We start from the raw sequence: 13,489 nt of genomic DNA, 5'->3' as shown, positions 1-13,489 counted from the left end.
TGAGATTTAGAAGAACATGCGCGCGAGTTCGGCGCCCGGATCGTCGGCGCGCATGAACGCTTCGCCGACGAGGAACGTATGCACGCGCATCGCGCGCAGCCGGTCGACATCGACGCGCGACAGAACGCCGGATTCCGTTACCACGATGCGGTCATCGGGAATCTGCTCCAGCAAGCCGATGGTCGTTTCGATCGTCGTTTGGAACGTGCGCAGATTGCGATTGTTGATGCCGATGAGCGGCGTCTTCAGCGTGAGCGCGTCGCGCAGTTCGTCGGCGTCGTGGACTTCGACCAGCACCGCGAGCCCGAGCGAGTGCGCGTAGGCTTCGAGATCCTGCATCTGCGAGAGTTCGAGCGCGGCGGCGATCAGCAGAATGCAGTCCGCGCCCATCGCGCGGGCTTCGATGATCTGATACGGATCGATGATGAAGTCCTTGCGCAGCACCGGCAGACTGCACGCCGCGCGCGCTTCCTCCAGATACGCGACGCTACCCTTGAAGAACTGCACGTCGGTGAGCACGGAAAGGCATGCGGCGCCGCCTTTTTCGTACGAACGCGCGATGTCGGCGGGTACGAAATCCTCTCGCAGCACGCCTTTCGAGGGGCTCGCCTTCTTCACTTCCGCGATCACCGCCGCCTGATTCGCCGCATGCTTCGCGCGCAATGCGCCGACGAAATCGCGCAGGTCGCGCGAACTGGCTTCGAGCTTCAGCTCTTCGAGCGGCGCGCTTTGTTCGGCAGCGCGGACTTCCTCGCGCTTGACCGCGATGATGCGATCCAGAATGTCACTCATGTCGGCTTCCGTTCGGGTTCCGTTATTTCTTTGCGAATTGCTGCGTGAACTTCACGAGCGTCTCGACCTTCTCGCGCGCCGCGCCGCTCTCGATCGCTTCGCGCGCGGCGGCCATGCCGGCTTCGATCGAATCGACGACATCCGCGGCATAAAGCGCGGTTCCCGCATTCAATGTGACGATCTCGCGCGCGACGCCCGCCTTGTTGTTCAGCGCGCCTAGCAGCATTGCCTTCGATTCCTGCGCGTCCTGCACCTTCAGCGAACGATTCGACACCATCTGCAGGCCGAAATCCTCCGGATGAATCTCGTACTCGGTGACTTCGCCGTTTTTCAGCTCGCCGACTTTCGTCGCGGCGCCGAGCGACACCTCGTCCATGCCGTCCTTGCCGTACACGACGAGAACGTGTTTCGCGCCGAGACGCTGCATCACGCGCACCTGAATACCGACGAGGTCTTCGTGAAACACGCCCTGAAGCTGATTCGGCGCGCCGGCCGGATTCGTCAGCGGCCCGAGAATATTGAAGATGGTCCGCACGCCGAGTTCGCGGCGCACGGGCGCGATGTTCTTCATCGCCGGATGATGATTCGGCGCGAACATGAAGCCCATGCCGGTTTCGGCAATGGAAGCGGCCACTTGTTCCGGTGTCAGATCGATGTTCACGCCGAGGGCTTCGAGCACGTCCGCGCTGCCGGATTTGCTCGACACGCCGCGGTTGCCGTGCTTCGCGACCTTCGCGCCCGACGCGGCCGCGACGAACATCGACGCCGTGGAGATATTGAACGTGTGCGAGCCGTCGCCGCCCGTGCCGACGATATCGACGAAATTCGAGTTGTCCGCCACTTCGACGTGATTCGCAAATTCGCGCATGACGGTCGCGGCAGCGGCGATTTCGCCGATGGTTTCCTTCTTCACGCGCAAGCCGGTGATGATCGCGGCGGCCATGACGGGCGACATCTCGCCGCGCATGATCTGGCGCATCAGATGCAGCATTTCGTCGTGAAAGATTTCCCGATGTTCGATCGTGCGCTGCAGCGCTTCCTGTGCGGTGATGGTCATGTCGTCAGGCTCGCTTTCCGGTCGAAGAGTTTTTCACGAAGTTTTCGAGCAGCGCGTGGCCGTGCTCGGAAAGAATCGATTCCGGATGGAACTGCACGCCTTCCACTTCCAGCTCACGGTGACGAACACCCATGATTTCGCCGTCGGGCGTCCACGCGGACACTTCCAGACAGTCGGGCAAAGACTCGCGCTCAATAGCGAGCGAGTGATAGCGCGTCACGTTGAAGTGTTTGGGAAGATCGGCGAACACGCCTTTACAGTCGGTTTCGATCTGGCTCACCTTGCCGTGCATGATCGTCTGTGCGCGCACGACGCGTCCGCCGAACGCCTCGCCGATTGCCTGGTGGCCGAGGCACACGCCAAGAATCGGCAGCTTGCCGGAAAACTCACGCAACACGTCGAGCGTGATGCCCGCGTGTTGCGGATTGCTCGGTCCCGGCGAAAGACAGATGCGCTCGGGGTTGAGCTTCGCGATTTCGTCGAGCGTGATTTCGTCGTTGCGATACGTGAGCACGTCCTCGCCGAGTTCGCCGAAGTACTGGACCAGGTTGTAGGTGAAGGAATCGTAGTTGTCGATCATCAGCAGCATGGCTTGTCTCCTCAGAAGTCGCTGTCGAGGCCGTCTTGCACTTGCTCGGCGGCGCGCAGCACGGCGCGCGCCTTGTTCTCCGTTTCCTGCCATTCGGATTCGGGCACCGAATCGGCGACGACGCCCGCTGCCGCCTGAACATAGAGATTGCCCTTGTGGATGAGACCGGTGCGGATCGCGATGGCCAGATCCATTTCGCCGCTGAAGGACAGATACCCGACAGCGCCGCCGTACAAGCCGCGCTTGATCGGCTCGAGTTCGTCGATGAGTTCCATCGCGCGAACCTTCGGCGCGCCGGACAGCGTGCCGGCAGGGAAGGTGGCGCGCAGCACGTCGAAATTGCTCATGCCTTCCTTGAGCTTGCCTTCGACCGAGCTCACGATGTGCTGGACGTGCGAGTATTTTTCGATGACCAGTTTGTCCGTCACGGTGACCGACCCGGTCTGCGCGATGCGGCCGACGTCGTTGCGCGCGAGGTCGATCAGCATGACGTGCTCGGCGACTTCCTTCGGATCGTTAAGCAGTTCGGTGGCGAGTTCGGCGTCGCGTTCGGGCGTGTTGCCGCGCGGGCGCGTGCCTGCGAGCGGACGAATCGTCACAATGCGATCGTCGGCGCGCTTTTCCTGACGCACGAGAATTTCCGGCGATGCACCGACCACGTGCACTTCGCCGCCGAAGTTGTAGTAGTACATATACGGCGACGGATTCAGCGAACGCAGCGCGCGATACAGCGAAAGCGGATTGTCGCGAAACGGCTTGATGAGCCGCTGGCCGACTTGCACTTGCATCAGTTCGCCGGCCGCGATGTATTCCTTCGCGCGGCGCACGGCGTTCAGATAATCGTCCTTCTTGAATTCGCGGAACGTTTCCGTACGCACGCTCGCGGATGTCACCGGCGGTTGAACCGTCACGCGCAAACGCGCCTTCAGTTCGCGCAGCCGATGCTTCGCCTTGGCATACGCTTCCGGCTTGGTCGGATCGGCGTAGACGATGAGATAAAGATTGCCCGCGAGGTTGTCGATGACCGCGACTTCTTCGGTCAGCAGCAACTGGATGTCGGGAAGATCGAGATCGTCGGGCGGCGCACTGTGCGCGAGCTTCTTCTCGATGTAGCGCACCGCGTCGTAACCGAAGTAGCCCGCGAGACCGCCGCAAAAGCGCGGCAAGCCGGGCCGCGTCGCGACCTTGAAGCGCTTTTGATATTGCTCGATGAACGTGAGCGGATCGCCTTCATCCGTCTCGATGACGTTGCCATCGGTCACGACTTGCGTCTTGCCGTTTCGCACGCTCACGGTCGTGCGGGCCGGCAGACCGATGAACGAGTAGCGCCCGAAACGCTCGCCGCCCACGACGGACTCCAGCAGGAACGAGTTCGCGCCGTTGCGCTCGGTCTGCGCGAGCTTGAGATAGAGCGAGAGCGGCGTTTCGAGGTCGGCGAGGGCTTCGGCGATGAGCGGAATGCGATTGAAGCCTTCGTTCGCCAGCGATTGGAATTCGAGTTCGGTCATGTTGCGATCCTTGAGCGATGCGCGCTTTCTGGGTGGCGCGGTATCGGGGAGTGCAGGGCGCTGCGGTCGGTCGAATCTCGTGATGATCGCATACGACGGCCCCGCCGCTTCGATTTGCGGAAGCGGACAGGACGACTCGCGGCACTACACGACGCGTGCGTGAGCGAGGTTCGATATACGACGATTCAACGGAAACGGCGCGGGTATGCGCAGCGAAACAAAAAACGGATGCTGAAGCGCGATCACGCATGACGGCTTCAGCGCACCTCGGGCGAGGTTAGCGCGACCAGCGACGCCAGGGCCAGGCTCCCCGGTCGATGCTGCTCAGACTCCGTTTTCTGTTGAGAAACATGAATGGATGGACTTATTCAGTCAGTGTGGTGTCCGGCGGCGCCAAGGTGGCCGCAATCGCCGATGCTGCGGTGCGCAGCGAGGAAACTATACCATCGGATTTCACCGACTGTACAGGCTTCCCATGGTTGTAACCGTACGGAACGGTCAAGGTCGCGAGGCCAGCCGCGCGGCCCGCAAGCGCGTCGTTTTCCGAATCGCCGACCGCCACGGTCTCGCGCGGCAGGACGTCCAGTCGTTCGCATGCGGTGAGCATCGGGAGCGGATCGGGTTTCTTCGCGGGCAGCGAGTCGCCGCCGAGAATCACCTTGAAGAAATCCGCAATGCCGAAGTGCGCAAGCAACTCCACGGCGAAGCGATGCGGCTTGTTGGTCACGCATGCGAGCGCGACGCCGCTTTCACGCATCGCTTCGAGGCCTTCCCTCACTTCCGGGAATAGCGTCGAGTGCTTGCCGTTGATCTTCGCGTATTCGCTTTGATAGATCGCGAGCGCGTCGTCGAACTGCGCGACCGCTTGCGACGGCGACAGCCGCACGGCGAGCACGCTGCGGATCAGATTCTCCGAACCCTTGCCGACATAGCCCGTGACTTCATCGCGCGTGACCGGCTGTTCGATGGCGATGCGCGCGAGCATTGCATTCAGTGCCGCGACGAAGTCGTCGGCGGTGTCGACCATGGTGCCGTCGAGGTCGATGATCGCCGCGCGGATCGGACGATTCACAAAGGGCGATTGCGCCGCTGCGATCTCACTCATGCTTTCGCTCCAGGTTCCACCTTCGCCAGTTCGGCGCGCATTGCGTCGATGACCGCCTTGTAGTCGGGCTTGCCGAAAATGGCCGATCCCGCGACGAACGAATCCGCGCCGGCCGCCGCGATTTCCGCGATGTTGTCGACCTTCACGCCGCCATCGACTTCCAGATGGATTTCGCGCCCCGTGCGATCCCGATACGCATCGATGCGCGCGCGTGCCTCGCGCACCTTGTTGAGCGCCTCGGGAATGAACGACTGCCCGCCGAAACCCGGATTCACCGACATGATGAGCACGAGATCGACCTTGTCCATTACGTGATCGAGGTAGATCAGCGGCGTGGCGGGATTGAAAACGAGGCCCGCCTTGCAGCCGTGATCGCGGATCAGCGACAGCGTGCGGTCGATGTGATCCGAACCTTCCGGATGAAAACTGATCACATTGGCGCCGGCCTTCGCGAAATCGGGCACGATGCGGTCGACCGGGCGCACCATCAGATGCACGTCGATGGGCACGTCCACATGCGGGCGGATAGCCTCGCACACCATCGGACCGATCGTCAGGTTCGGCACGTAGTGGTTGTCCATGACGTCGAAGTGGATCCAGTCGGCGCCGGCGGCGACGACGTTGCGGACTTCCTCGCCGAGGCGGGAAAAGTCGGCGGACAGGATGCTGGGAGCGATGTGGAATTGCGCCATGGACGTATGCGGGTAGCGACCTAAAGCCGTGATTTTAACCCGCGTTTTCCGCGGAGTCCCTCGTCCGAATGGCCAACGGATGGCGCGCGGATGTGGCGGCGGGACGCCAATCGTGTTGCGGGCGCCGCTCGCATCAAGCAGAATGCCAGACCAATGGCCGCGCGCCGGCGCGCCCGTGTCTGGCGGCCAAGCGGCCGATCGAATTGGAATTGGAACAACGATGAGCCAGTACGAATTCAGCGTTTCCGTGGAGACGCGGTATTTGCCGGACCAATCAGACCCGGATAGCAGGCAGTACGCATTTGCCTACACGCTGACGATCCGCAATACCGGCCAGGTGGCGGCGCAGTTGATCTCGCGGCACTGGATCATCACCGACAGCAACGATCACGTTCAGGAAGTGAAGGGGCTGGGCGTCGTCGGGCATCAGCCGCTGTTGCCGCCGGGCGAGCAGTTCGAATACACGAGCTGGGCGGTAATCGCGACGCCGGTCGGCACGATGCGCGGCGAGTATTTCTGCGTGGCGGAAGACGGCGAGCGCTTCGAAGCGCCCGTAGCGGAATTTGCGTTGCATATGCCGCGCACGCTCCACTGAGCGAAACAGCGGCAGGCGGCGCGAATCAGCGCCGTTTCGCGGGATCGTTCGAGCGGTTCTGGTTCTTCTTCTTGCCCGATGCCGTCCATACGACGATGAAGATCAGCAAGGCGAGCGCCACGAGCGACTCGAGCGCAAAAATAAGCATTGGATATTCGTCGAACAGATCAGACATGGCGGTTCCCATCAAGAACGAGCATTGTATGCGCTTCGTGGGGCCGGCCGCACGAGCAGCGGCCTGGGCCGCATCGATTGCAACCGCTGTCCTGCTCGCCTCGTGCGGCGGCGGCAATTACGTGAAGCCGGGGCCTGCGACGGCGACCGGCACGCCGATCGTCACCGGACAGCGCGCCGCTTCGCGCCTGACTGCGGTGAGCTGGCAGCAGGTGCCGGGCTGGCAGGACGATTCGCTGATCGGCGCGACCGCCGCGCTGCGCCAGAACTGCAACCGGCTCTCGCGACAGGCCAACTGGCAGAAGGCGTGCGCGGCGGCCGAGCGGCTGGACGACCTCGACATGTCGGCGGCGCGCAGCTTCTTCGAAGCCTATTTCACGCCATTTCAGCTCGCCAACACCGACGGCACGCTCGACGGTCTCGTGACCGGCTACTACGAGCCGCTTCTGCGCGGGTCGCGCACGCGTCACGGGATTTATCAGTATGCGTTGTACCGGTGGCCGTATCGATACAAGCCCGGTTCGGCGCTTCCCGCGCGCGCGCAGCTCGAACGTTCGGGCGCGTTGAACGGCAACGAACTCGTGTGGGTCGACGATCCGATCGAAGCGTTCTTTCTGCAGGTGCAGGGTTCGGGGCGCGTCGTCATGGAAGACGGCAGCGTGATGCGCGTCGGCTTCGGCGGCACCAACAACCAGCCGTATCGCTCGATCGGCAAGGAATTGCTCGATCGCGGCGAACTCACGCCCGCACAGGCGACGATGCAAGGCATCAAAGCATGGGCGAAGGCGAATCCGGCGCGCGTCGACGCACTGCTCGACGTGAACCCGCGCTTCGTCTTTTTCCGCGAGATGCCCGCTAACGAAACGGTGTCCGCAAGTCTCGGCGACGGTCCCGTCGGCGCGCTCGGCGTGCCGTTGACGCCGGAGCGTTCGATTGCCGTCGATCCGTCGGCGATTCCGCTCGGCACGCCCGTTTTCCTGCAGACCACGCGTCCGCTCAGCAATCAGCCGATGAATCGCCTCGTTTTCGCGCAGGACACCGGTTCGGCGATCAAAGGCGGTGTGCGCGCGGACTATTTCTGGGGACTGGGGGACGATGCCGGCGATCTCGCCGGGCGCATGAAGCAGGGCGGCAGGATGTGGCTGTTGCTGCCCAATTCCTGATATCGCCGGTTTCCCGGCAGCTTCACAAAAAGCTCGCGGCCATCATGGCTCGCGAGCTTTTTGCTTCACGACGCGACGTTGCGCCGGTCGATCACGCGCCGCGCCTTGCCGACGGATCGTTCGATGCCGTTCACCGCGAGCACGTTCACCACGGCGCTCACACCGATCAGCGCCTTGATGTCGTAGGCGAGCGCGGACTTCGCGTTTTCGAGCGCGGTCACATCCGGCGCGGATTCGGGGCAAGGCTCGACATTCAGCGTGAGTACGTCGAGCGGGCCTTCCTTGGTGAGCACGATCTGATAGTGCGGCGCGAGTACCGGGCGCTTGAGCAGCAACTCCTCGATCTGCGTCGGGAAAACATTGACGCCGCGCACGATCATCATGTCGTCGGAGCGGCCGGTGATCTTCTCCATGCGTCGCATCGTGCGAGCGGTGCCGGGCAGAAGGCGCGTCAGATCGCGCGTGCGATAGCGGATGATCGGCAACGCTTCCTTCGTGAGCGACGTGAACACGAGTTCCCCGAATTCGCCGTCCGGCAGCACCTCGCCGGTTTCCGGATCGATGATCTCGGGATAGAAGTGATCTTCCCAGATCGTCGGGCCGTCCTTGGTTTCCGCGCATTCCGATGCCACGCCCGGCCCCATTACTTCCGAGAGTCCGTAGATGTCGACGGCGTCGATGCCCATGCGCGTTTCGATCGCGCGGCGCATGTCGTTCGTCCACGGCTCCGCGCCGAAAATGCCGATGCGCAGCGAGCAACTTGCCGGATCGATGCCCTGGCGCTCCAGTTCATCGGCGATCGACAGCATGTAGCTCGGCGTGACCATGATGATGTCCGGCCGAAAATCCTGGATCAGTTGCACCTGCTTCTCCGTCTGGCCGCCGCCGAACGGAATGACGGTGAGTCCCGCGCGCTCGGCGCCGTAGTGCGCGCCGAGTCCGCCGGTGAAGAGGCCGTAGCCGTAACTCACGTGCACCTTGTCGCCACGACGTGCGCCGGCCGCCCGAATGGAGCGTGCGACGAGGTTCGCCCAGTTGTCCAGATCCTGCGCCGTGTAGCCGACGACAGTCGGCTTGCCCGTCGTCCCCGATGACGCGTGGATGCGCGAGACCCGCTCCTGCGGAACCGCGAACATGCCAAACGGATAGTTGTCGCGCAGATCCTTCTTGGTCGTAAACGGAAAACGGCCAAGATCCGAGAGCGACGTGACGTCATCCGGATGAACGCCTGCTTCGTCAAACTTGCGCCGATAAACCGGCGAGTTCTCGTAAGCATGCTTGAGCGTCCATTTGAGACGCTCGAGCTGCAGCGCCGCGAGTTCGTCGCGGCTCGCCTTCTCGATCGGGTCGAGCGGCAGCGATGTGGTCATTGCTGTCTCCTTGATGCTGACTACGCGGCGCGGCTTTTAGATGCCGCGTCCGTTATATGAACGAGTCCGTCACACGGGAATTACGTTGCCTCTTATCTGAGCCGACTTGCCGCGGAACATCGCGACCGGCTCGCCTTCGCGATTCGTCACGCGGATATCGTAGATACCCGTGCGCCCGCTCAGCGTTTGCTCGATCGCTTCGGCAGTCAGGCGATCGCCGCCCTGCACGGGCCGCAAAAACTCGATCGAGCAGCCCGCCGCGACCGTGCTGATGTTGTACGAGTTGCAGGCGAACGCGAACGCGGAGTCCGCCAGCGTGAACATCAGGCCGCCGTGGCAAATCGCATGGCCGTTCAGAAAGTCGGGGCGCACGTCCATTTGCAGACGCGCATAGCCGGGCCGGACTTCGATCAGCTCGATGCCGAGCGCGCGCGAGCATGCGTCCGCTTCGTACATGGCTTTCGCCGTGGCTTCCGCGAGTTGTTGTGGCGTCACAGATATCTCCAGTTCGATTCGGTTCTCACAGACCTTCGAAGCGCGGTGCGCGCTTCTCCTTGAACGCGGCGACGCCTTCGATGTAATCCGGCGACGCACCGAGCTCGCGCTGAAGATCGCGTTCGAGATCGAGCTGCTGGTCGAAAGTCCTGTTCGCGCTCGCGCGGATCGCTTTCTTGATCGCGACGACCGCGCGCGCCGGCTGCTGCGCGAGTTGGGCGGCCAGTTGCGCGGCCGCTTGCTGCAGCTCGGCATCGTCGACGACGCGCCACACGATGCCCCACGCCTCCGCCTTCTCGGCGCTGAGTTTTTCGCCCGTCAGCGCGAGCCCGAGCGCACGCGCCTCACCGACGCGGCGCGACAGCAGCCATGTGCCGCCCGAATCGGGCAGGAGGCCGATCTTCACGAATGCCTGAATGAAGCTGGCCGAGCGCGCCGCGACGACGAAGTCGCACGCCATCGCGAGATTCGCCCCGGCTCCAGCGGCCGTGCCGTTCACTGCCGCGATGACCGGCATCGGCAAGGCCTGAAGCCTGCGCACGAGCGGATTGAAGTGCTCGTCGATGAGATCGCCCAGATCCGACATCGAGCCAGGCGTGAAATCCAGATCCGCGAGATCCTGTCCCGCGCAGAAGCCGCGACCCGCGCCGGTGATGACGAGCGCGCGCGCATTGCCCGCTTCTATTTCAGTGAGCGCCTGGTTCAACTCGCGATGCATCTCGCGCGTGAAGCTGTTCAGTTTGTCGGGGCGATTGAGCGTCAACGTCGCGACGCGCGTCTCGACATCGACGTGAAAGAACACGGACTTCTCTGTCATTACATTTCCTCTCTCGACGAATGCGGCTGCGGCGGCGCGTGCTCGCCGCCATTCCTTGCATCCGATACTAGCCGCGCGACCGCGAGCTTTCCATTAGGCCGAATGGCATAAGCCGTTTGCACGGCGATCCGGCCTTTGGATCGTTTGTGTCGATTGGCTTATGCCGTCTGGCCAGCTTCCGCCGACGCGGCCTTCGGTGCAACATGGACGCGGCTTTGCACTACTCGGAAGCGATTTGCGACGAAAGCTGCATCCGAAAGCGCTGCGTTGGCCGCGGGGTTCGCGCCCGTGCCGTGGAAGTCGGAGAACGCCGCGGTCTGATTGACGAAGACGCCGCCGGTGAGGTTGATCGAGAGCGCGACACCGCCTTCAATGGCTGCTTCGTGCGCGGCTTCGATCACCTTGTCGTCGGTGCTGTAGACCGAGAACGTCAAGGCGCCGTGCGTGCGCGCGATCGACCCGGCGAGTTCGAGCGATTGCGCGGTCGAGTCGGTCGCGACGACGAACGAAATCGGGCCGAACCATTCCTTGGTGAATTTCGCTTCGTCGGTGCGCGCGTCGAGCTTGAGCATGAGGGGTGTGTGAACGCGGGCTTCGGGAAACGCAGGGTGCGTGAGAGATTGGCTGTCGAGCAGCATGTCGCCGAGCTTGCGCGCTTCGGTGACGCGTTCCACGACGCCATCGTTCTGAATCGCTCCCGTGAGCTCGACGGCGCGGGCCGGATCGGATGCGAGTTTTTCGACGGCGCCCGCGAGCGCTTTCGCGACGTCATCGAAGCTCAGTTGGCCTTCGGCGGTGCGGATGCCATTGCGCGGCACGTAGATGTTCTGCGGCGCGGTGCACATCTGACCGGAATAGAGGGCGAGTGAGAAGGCGATGTTGCGCGCGGCGGACTTCATGTCGTCCACGGAATCGATGACGATCTGATTCACGCCCGCCTTCTCGGTGTAGACCTGCGCCTGATGCGCGTTGCGCTCGAGCCAGGTGCCGTTTTGCGTGCTTCCCGTGAAATCGATGAGCTTGATTTCGGGACGCACGGCGAGTTCCTGGACCAACGCGCCGTCGTTGGGTTCGGTGGCCAAGAGCGTGACGACGTTCGGATCGAAGCCGGCCTCACGAAGCACTTCACGCGCGATTCGCACGGTGATCGCGAGCGGCAGGATCGCGCCGGGGTGCGGCTTGACGATGACGGCGTTGCCGGTTGCGAGATCGGCGAACATGCCGGGATAGCCGTTCCAGGTCGGAAACGTGCAGCAGCCGAGCACAAGCCCCGTGCCGCGCGGGACGATGGAGAAGCGCTTTTGCATCGCGAGCGGCGGATTTTTGCCTTGCGGCTTTTCCCAGTGCGCTTCGGCGGGGATGCGACGTAGCTGGTCCCACGCATAGACGACGGCTTCCAGCGCCCGGTCTTGCGCGTGCGGGCCACCGGCCTGGAATGCCATCATGAATGCCTGGCCGGTCGTGTGCATCACGCCGTACGCGATCTCGAAGCTGGCGCGGTTCAGGCGCGACAGGATTTCGAGGCTCACGCCCACCCAAGCCTGCGGGCCGGCGGCGCGCCAGGCGGACTGCGCCTTGGCCGCAGCTTGAGTCAGCGCGTCGGGATCGGCCTTCGGATAGCGGACGTCCAGCGCGATGCCGAACGGCGAACGCTCCTTCCCGACCGTTTCGCCCGTCGAAGGCTGATCGAGTTCGAAAGTCTTGCCGAGATGAGCTTTGAATGCTGCTTCTCCATCGGCGCTGGCCGTTTCCCCGTACACTTTGGGGCTCGGCATTTCGGCGAACGGGCTCCAGTAGCCGCGCGTTTCGATGGCTGCGAGCGCTTTGTCGAGCGTCGCTTCGTGCTTCGTGAATAGCGGATGTGTCATGGTCGCGAGAAGAGAAGAACGAGGGAAAGGTGCCAGGCCGAATAATTAACCGACCGGTTGGTTGGTGATGGTAGCATTATCGAGATGCAGTGACGAATGACTTTTCATTAGGGCTTACCTGAGGATCGCAGGAGGAGCGAATGGCTTACGAGAATCTGCTGGTCGAGACGCGTGGTCGGGTCGGACTGATTACGCTGAACCGTCCGAAAGCGCTGAACGCGCTGAATGACGCGCTGATGGACGAACTGGGCGTCGCGCTCAAGGCATTCGACGCCGATGGAGACATCGGCGCAATCGTGCTGACCGGCAGCGAAAAGGCGTTCGCGGCGGGTGCGGACATCGGCATGATGGCCGGCTACTCCTATATGGATGTCTACAAGGGCGACTACATCACGCGTAACTGGGAAACGATCCGCACGATTCGCAAGCCGATCATTGCCGCGGTCGCGGGTTTTGCGCTCGGCGGAGGTTGCGAACTCGCGATGATGTGCGACATCGTCATCGCCGCCGACACGGCCAAGTTCGGTCAGCCCGAGATCAAGCTCGGCGTGATTCCGGGAGCGGGCGGCACGCAGCGCTTGCCGCGCGCTGTATCGAAAGCCAAGGCGATGGATATGTGCCTGACTGCGCGCATGATGGACGCGAGCGAGGCCGAACGGGCGGGGCTGGTGTCGCGCATCGTCGGGGCGGATCGCCTTCTGGACGAGGCCGTCGAAGCGGCGACGATCATCGCCGGCTTCTCGCTGCCCGCCGTGATGATGGCCAAGGAGGCTGTTAATCGCGCTTACGAGACAACGCTCGCAGAAGGTGTTCATTTCGAGAGGCGTCTGTTCCATTCTCTGTTCGCGACGGAGGATCAGAAGGAAGGCATGGCGGCGTTCGTTGAAAAGCGTAAGCCGGTTTTCAAGCATCGGTGACGTTCATGTGAGAAAGCGCTTGCGCTCCTCGATTCCGCTCACTAGAATTCCGTTCCTTCGCGATTCGATGAACGCGAAGGAAGCGGGAGAGGGCGGTATCGGCGGTGCGCTTGGGGGGGTAGGTTGTAGAAGGCTCCGGGCGCGGATCGGCAAGAAAAAGAAACTTCGAATTCTTGTTGACACGAACCGAAACGTTCTTCATAATCTCGTTTCTCTGCTGCTGATGCAGCGACGCAAGACGGAAGTTGAAGTAAGGCTTGTCTTGCGATGTGCTCTTTAAAAACTAACAGCCGATAAGTGTGGGCGCTTGATGGCGAGTGCGGCTGGTTCTTCGGAATCGGCAATAG

At 62.6% G+C, this 13,489-nt stretch carries 15 protein-coding genes; 4 read left to right on the top strand and 11 right to left on the bottom strand.

The features are described 5' to 3' along the window. Positions 1 to 6: 6 nt before the first annotated feature. Genes trpC through trpE form a run of 4 tightly spaced genes read right to left on the bottom strand, consistent with a single transcriptional unit; the run spans position 7 to position 3,946 of the window. Positions 7 to 792 (bottom strand): indole-3-glycerol phosphate synthase TrpC, encoded by a 786-nt coding sequence (trpC, locus tag NCT05_RS14895; protein WP_250502653.1) that lies wholly within the window; start codon positions 790 to 792, stop codon positions 7 to 9. A gap of 22 nt (positions 793 to 814) precedes the next feature. Continuing rightward, a complete protein-coding gene (gene trpD, locus NCT05_RS14890) occupies positions 815 to 1,849 on the bottom strand; it encodes an anthranilate phosphoribosyltransferase (RefSeq protein WP_008344422.1) in 1,035 nt (344 codons plus the stop codon). Between the two features lie 4 nt (positions 1,850 to 1,853). Continuing rightward, positions 1,854 to 2,438, bottom strand: a complete 585-nt coding sequence (locus NCT05_RS14885) for an aminodeoxychorismate/anthranilate synthase component II (RefSeq protein WP_034473938.1) — start codon at positions 2,436 to 2,438, stop codon at positions 1,854 to 1,856. 11 nt (positions 2,439 to 2,449) lie between these two features. Next, positions 2,450 to 3,946: an anthranilate synthase component I gene (trpE, locus tag NCT05_RS14880; protein WP_250502652.1), complete on the bottom strand. Its 1,497-nt coding sequence runs from the start codon at positions 3,944 to 3,946 to the stop codon at positions 2,450 to 2,452. Here trpE and NCT05_RS14875 point away from each other — a divergent pair. Next, positions 3,945 to 4,109, top strand: coding sequence for a hypothetical protein (locus NCT05_RS14875; RefSeq protein ID WP_160172923.1), 165 nt, complete (start codon positions 3,945 to 3,947; stop codon positions 4,107 to 4,109). The two genes, trpE and NCT05_RS14875, sit on opposite strands and share 2 nt — an antisense overlap. 201 nt (positions 4,110 to 4,310) lie before the next feature. Here the strand turns inward: NCT05_RS14875 and NCT05_RS14870 are convergent, their stop codons facing one another. Both NCT05_RS14870 and rpe read right to left on the bottom strand, forming a co-directional pair. After that, positions 4,311 to 5,051, bottom strand: coding sequence for a phosphoglycolate phosphatase (locus NCT05_RS14870; protein ID WP_250497038.1), 741 nt, complete (start codon positions 5,049 to 5,051; stop codon positions 4,311 to 4,313). Then, on the bottom strand, positions 5,048 to 5,743 hold the full coding sequence (gene rpe / locus NCT05_RS14865) for a ribulose-phosphate 3-epimerase (protein WP_250502651.1): 696 nt from the start codon (positions 5,741 to 5,743) through the stop codon (positions 5,048 to 5,050). Before rpe ends, NCT05_RS14870 begins: the two co-directional genes overlap by 4 nt. Before the next feature lie 220 nt (positions 5,744 to 5,963). On the opposite strand from rpe, the gene apaG reads away from it, so the two are divergent. Beyond that, positions 5,964 to 6,338 carry a Co2+/Mg2+ efflux facilitator ApaG/CorD gene (gene apaG, locus NCT05_RS14860; RefSeq protein ID WP_008344432.1) on the top strand — a complete coding sequence of 125 codons (375 nt, stop codon included), beginning with the start codon at positions 5,964 to 5,966 and terminating at the stop codon, positions 6,336 to 6,338. 25 nt (positions 6,339 to 6,363) lie between these two features. Here the strand turns inward: apaG and NCT05_RS37230 are convergent, their stop codons facing one another. Further along, complete coding sequence (locus tag NCT05_RS37230; RefSeq protein WP_033536109.1) at positions 6,364 to 6,513, bottom strand: hypothetical protein; 150 nt, start codon at positions 6,511 to 6,513, stop codon at positions 6,364 to 6,366. On the opposite strand from NCT05_RS37230, the gene mltA reads away from it, so the two are divergent. Next, a complete protein-coding gene (gene mltA, locus NCT05_RS14855; protein ID WP_502801793.1) occupies positions 6,512 to 7,675 on the top strand; it encodes a murein transglycosylase A in 1,164 nt (387 codons plus the stop codon). The genes NCT05_RS37230 and mltA overlap by 2 nt on opposite strands. Before the next feature lie 65 nt (positions 7,676 to 7,740). Here mltA and paaK read toward each other — a convergent pair whose 3' ends face one another. The 4 genes from paaK to paaN all read right to left on the bottom strand — a co-directional run bounded on the left by paaK (position 7,741) and on the right by paaN (position 12,225). Next, positions 7,741 to 9,045 carry a phenylacetate--CoA ligase PaaK gene (gene paaK, locus NCT05_RS14850; protein WP_008344438.1) on the bottom strand — a complete coding sequence of 435 codons (1,305 nt, stop codon included), beginning with the start codon at positions 9,043 to 9,045 and terminating at the stop codon, positions 7,741 to 7,743. 69 nt (positions 9,046 to 9,114) lie between these two features. Beyond that, the gene (gene paaI / locus NCT05_RS14845) at positions 9,115 to 9,501 is read right to left on the bottom strand and encodes a hydroxyphenylacetyl-CoA thioesterase PaaI (RefSeq protein ID WP_235366211.1); all 387 of its coding nucleotides are present in this window, start codon (positions 9,499 to 9,501) and stop codon (positions 9,115 to 9,117) included. Positions 9,502 to 9,565: 64 nt separating this feature from the next. Then, a complete protein-coding gene (paaG, locus tag NCT05_RS14840) occupies positions 9,566 to 10,357 on the bottom strand; it encodes a 2-(1,2-epoxy-1,2-dihydrophenyl)acetyl-CoA isomerase PaaG (protein ID WP_250481667.1) in 792 nt (263 codons plus the stop codon). 158 nt (positions 10,358 to 10,515) lie between these two features. Beyond that, positions 10,516 to 12,225, bottom strand: a complete 1,710-nt coding sequence (gene paaN / locus NCT05_RS14835; protein WP_175983113.1) for a phenylacetic acid degradation protein PaaN — start codon at positions 12,223 to 12,225, stop codon at positions 10,516 to 10,518. A gap of 140 nt (positions 12,226 to 12,365) precedes the next feature. Here paaN and NCT05_RS14830 point away from each other — a divergent pair, with 140 nt between their 5' ends. Further along, positions 12,366 to 13,142 carry an enoyl-CoA hydratase gene (locus NCT05_RS14830; protein ID WP_008344444.1) on the top strand — a complete coding sequence of 259 codons (777 nt, stop codon included), beginning with the start codon at positions 12,366 to 12,368 and terminating at the stop codon, positions 13,140 to 13,142. Positions 13,143 to 13,489 lie beyond the last annotated feature (347 nt).

This window comes from Caballeronia sp. AZ7_KS35 (assembly GCF_023631045.1).
GTDB lineage: Bacteria > Pseudomonadota > Gammaproteobacteria > Burkholderiales > Burkholderiaceae > Caballeronia > Caballeronia zhejiangensis.
This window is presented reverse-complemented; position numbering and strand designations above follow the sequence as displayed.

Excerpts from the sequence above, each read along its gene's own strand:
- mltA (WP_502801793.1), top strand. The coding sequence starts at position 6,512 with ATGGCGGTTCCCATCAAGAACGAGCATTGTATGCGCTTCGTGGGGCCG.
- NCT05_RS14830 (WP_008344444.1), top strand. The coding sequence starts at position 12,366 with ATGGCTTACGAGAATCTGCTGGTCGAGACGCGTGGTCGGGTCGGACTG.
- paaI (WP_235366211.1), bottom strand. The coding sequence starts at position 9,501 with ATGTACGAAGCGGACGCATGCTCGCGCGCGCTCGGCATCGAGCTGATC.
- apaG (WP_008344432.1), top strand. The coding sequence starts at position 5,964 with ATGAGCCAGTACGAATTCAGCGTTTCCGTGGAGACGCGGTATTTGCCG.
- trpD (WP_008344422.1), bottom strand. The coding sequence starts at position 1,849 with ATGACCATCACCGCACAGGAAGCGCTGCAGCGCACGATCGAACATCGG.
- NCT05_RS14870 (WP_250497038.1), bottom strand. The coding sequence starts at position 5,051 with ATGAGTGAGATCGCAGCGGCGCAATCGCCCTTTGTGAATCGTCCGATC.
- trpC (WP_250502653.1), bottom strand. The coding sequence starts at position 792 with ATGAGTGACATTCTGGATCGCATCATCGCGGTCAAGCGCGAGGAAGTC.
- NCT05_RS37230 (WP_033536109.1), bottom strand. The coding sequence starts at position 6,513 with ATGTCTGATCTGTTCGACGAATATCCAATGCTTATTTTTGCGCTCGAG.
- rpe (WP_250502651.1), bottom strand. The coding sequence starts at position 5,743 with ATGGCGCAATTCCACATCGCTCCCAGCATCCTGTCCGCCGACTTTTCC.
- NCT05_RS14885 (WP_034473938.1), bottom strand. The coding sequence starts at position 2,438 with ATGCTGCTGATGATCGACAACTACGATTCCTTCACCTACAACCTGGTC.
- NCT05_RS14875 (WP_160172923.1), top strand. The coding sequence starts at position 3,945 with ATGTTGCGATCCTTGAGCGATGCGCGCTTTCTGGGTGGCGCGGTATCG.
- paaG (WP_250481667.1), bottom strand. The coding sequence starts at position 10,357 with ATGACAGAGAAGTCCGTGTTCTTTCACGTCGATGTCGAGACGCGCGTC.
- paaN (WP_175983113.1), bottom strand. The coding sequence starts at position 12,225 with ATGACACATCCGCTATTCACGAAGCACGAAGCGACGCTCGACAAAGCG.
- paaK (WP_008344438.1), bottom strand. The coding sequence starts at position 9,045 with ATGACCACATCGCTGCCGCTCGACCCGATCGAGAAGGCGAGCCGCGAC.
- trpE (WP_250502652.1), bottom strand. The coding sequence starts at position 3,946 with ATGACCGAACTCGAATTCCAATCGCTGGCGAACGAAGGCTTCAATCGC.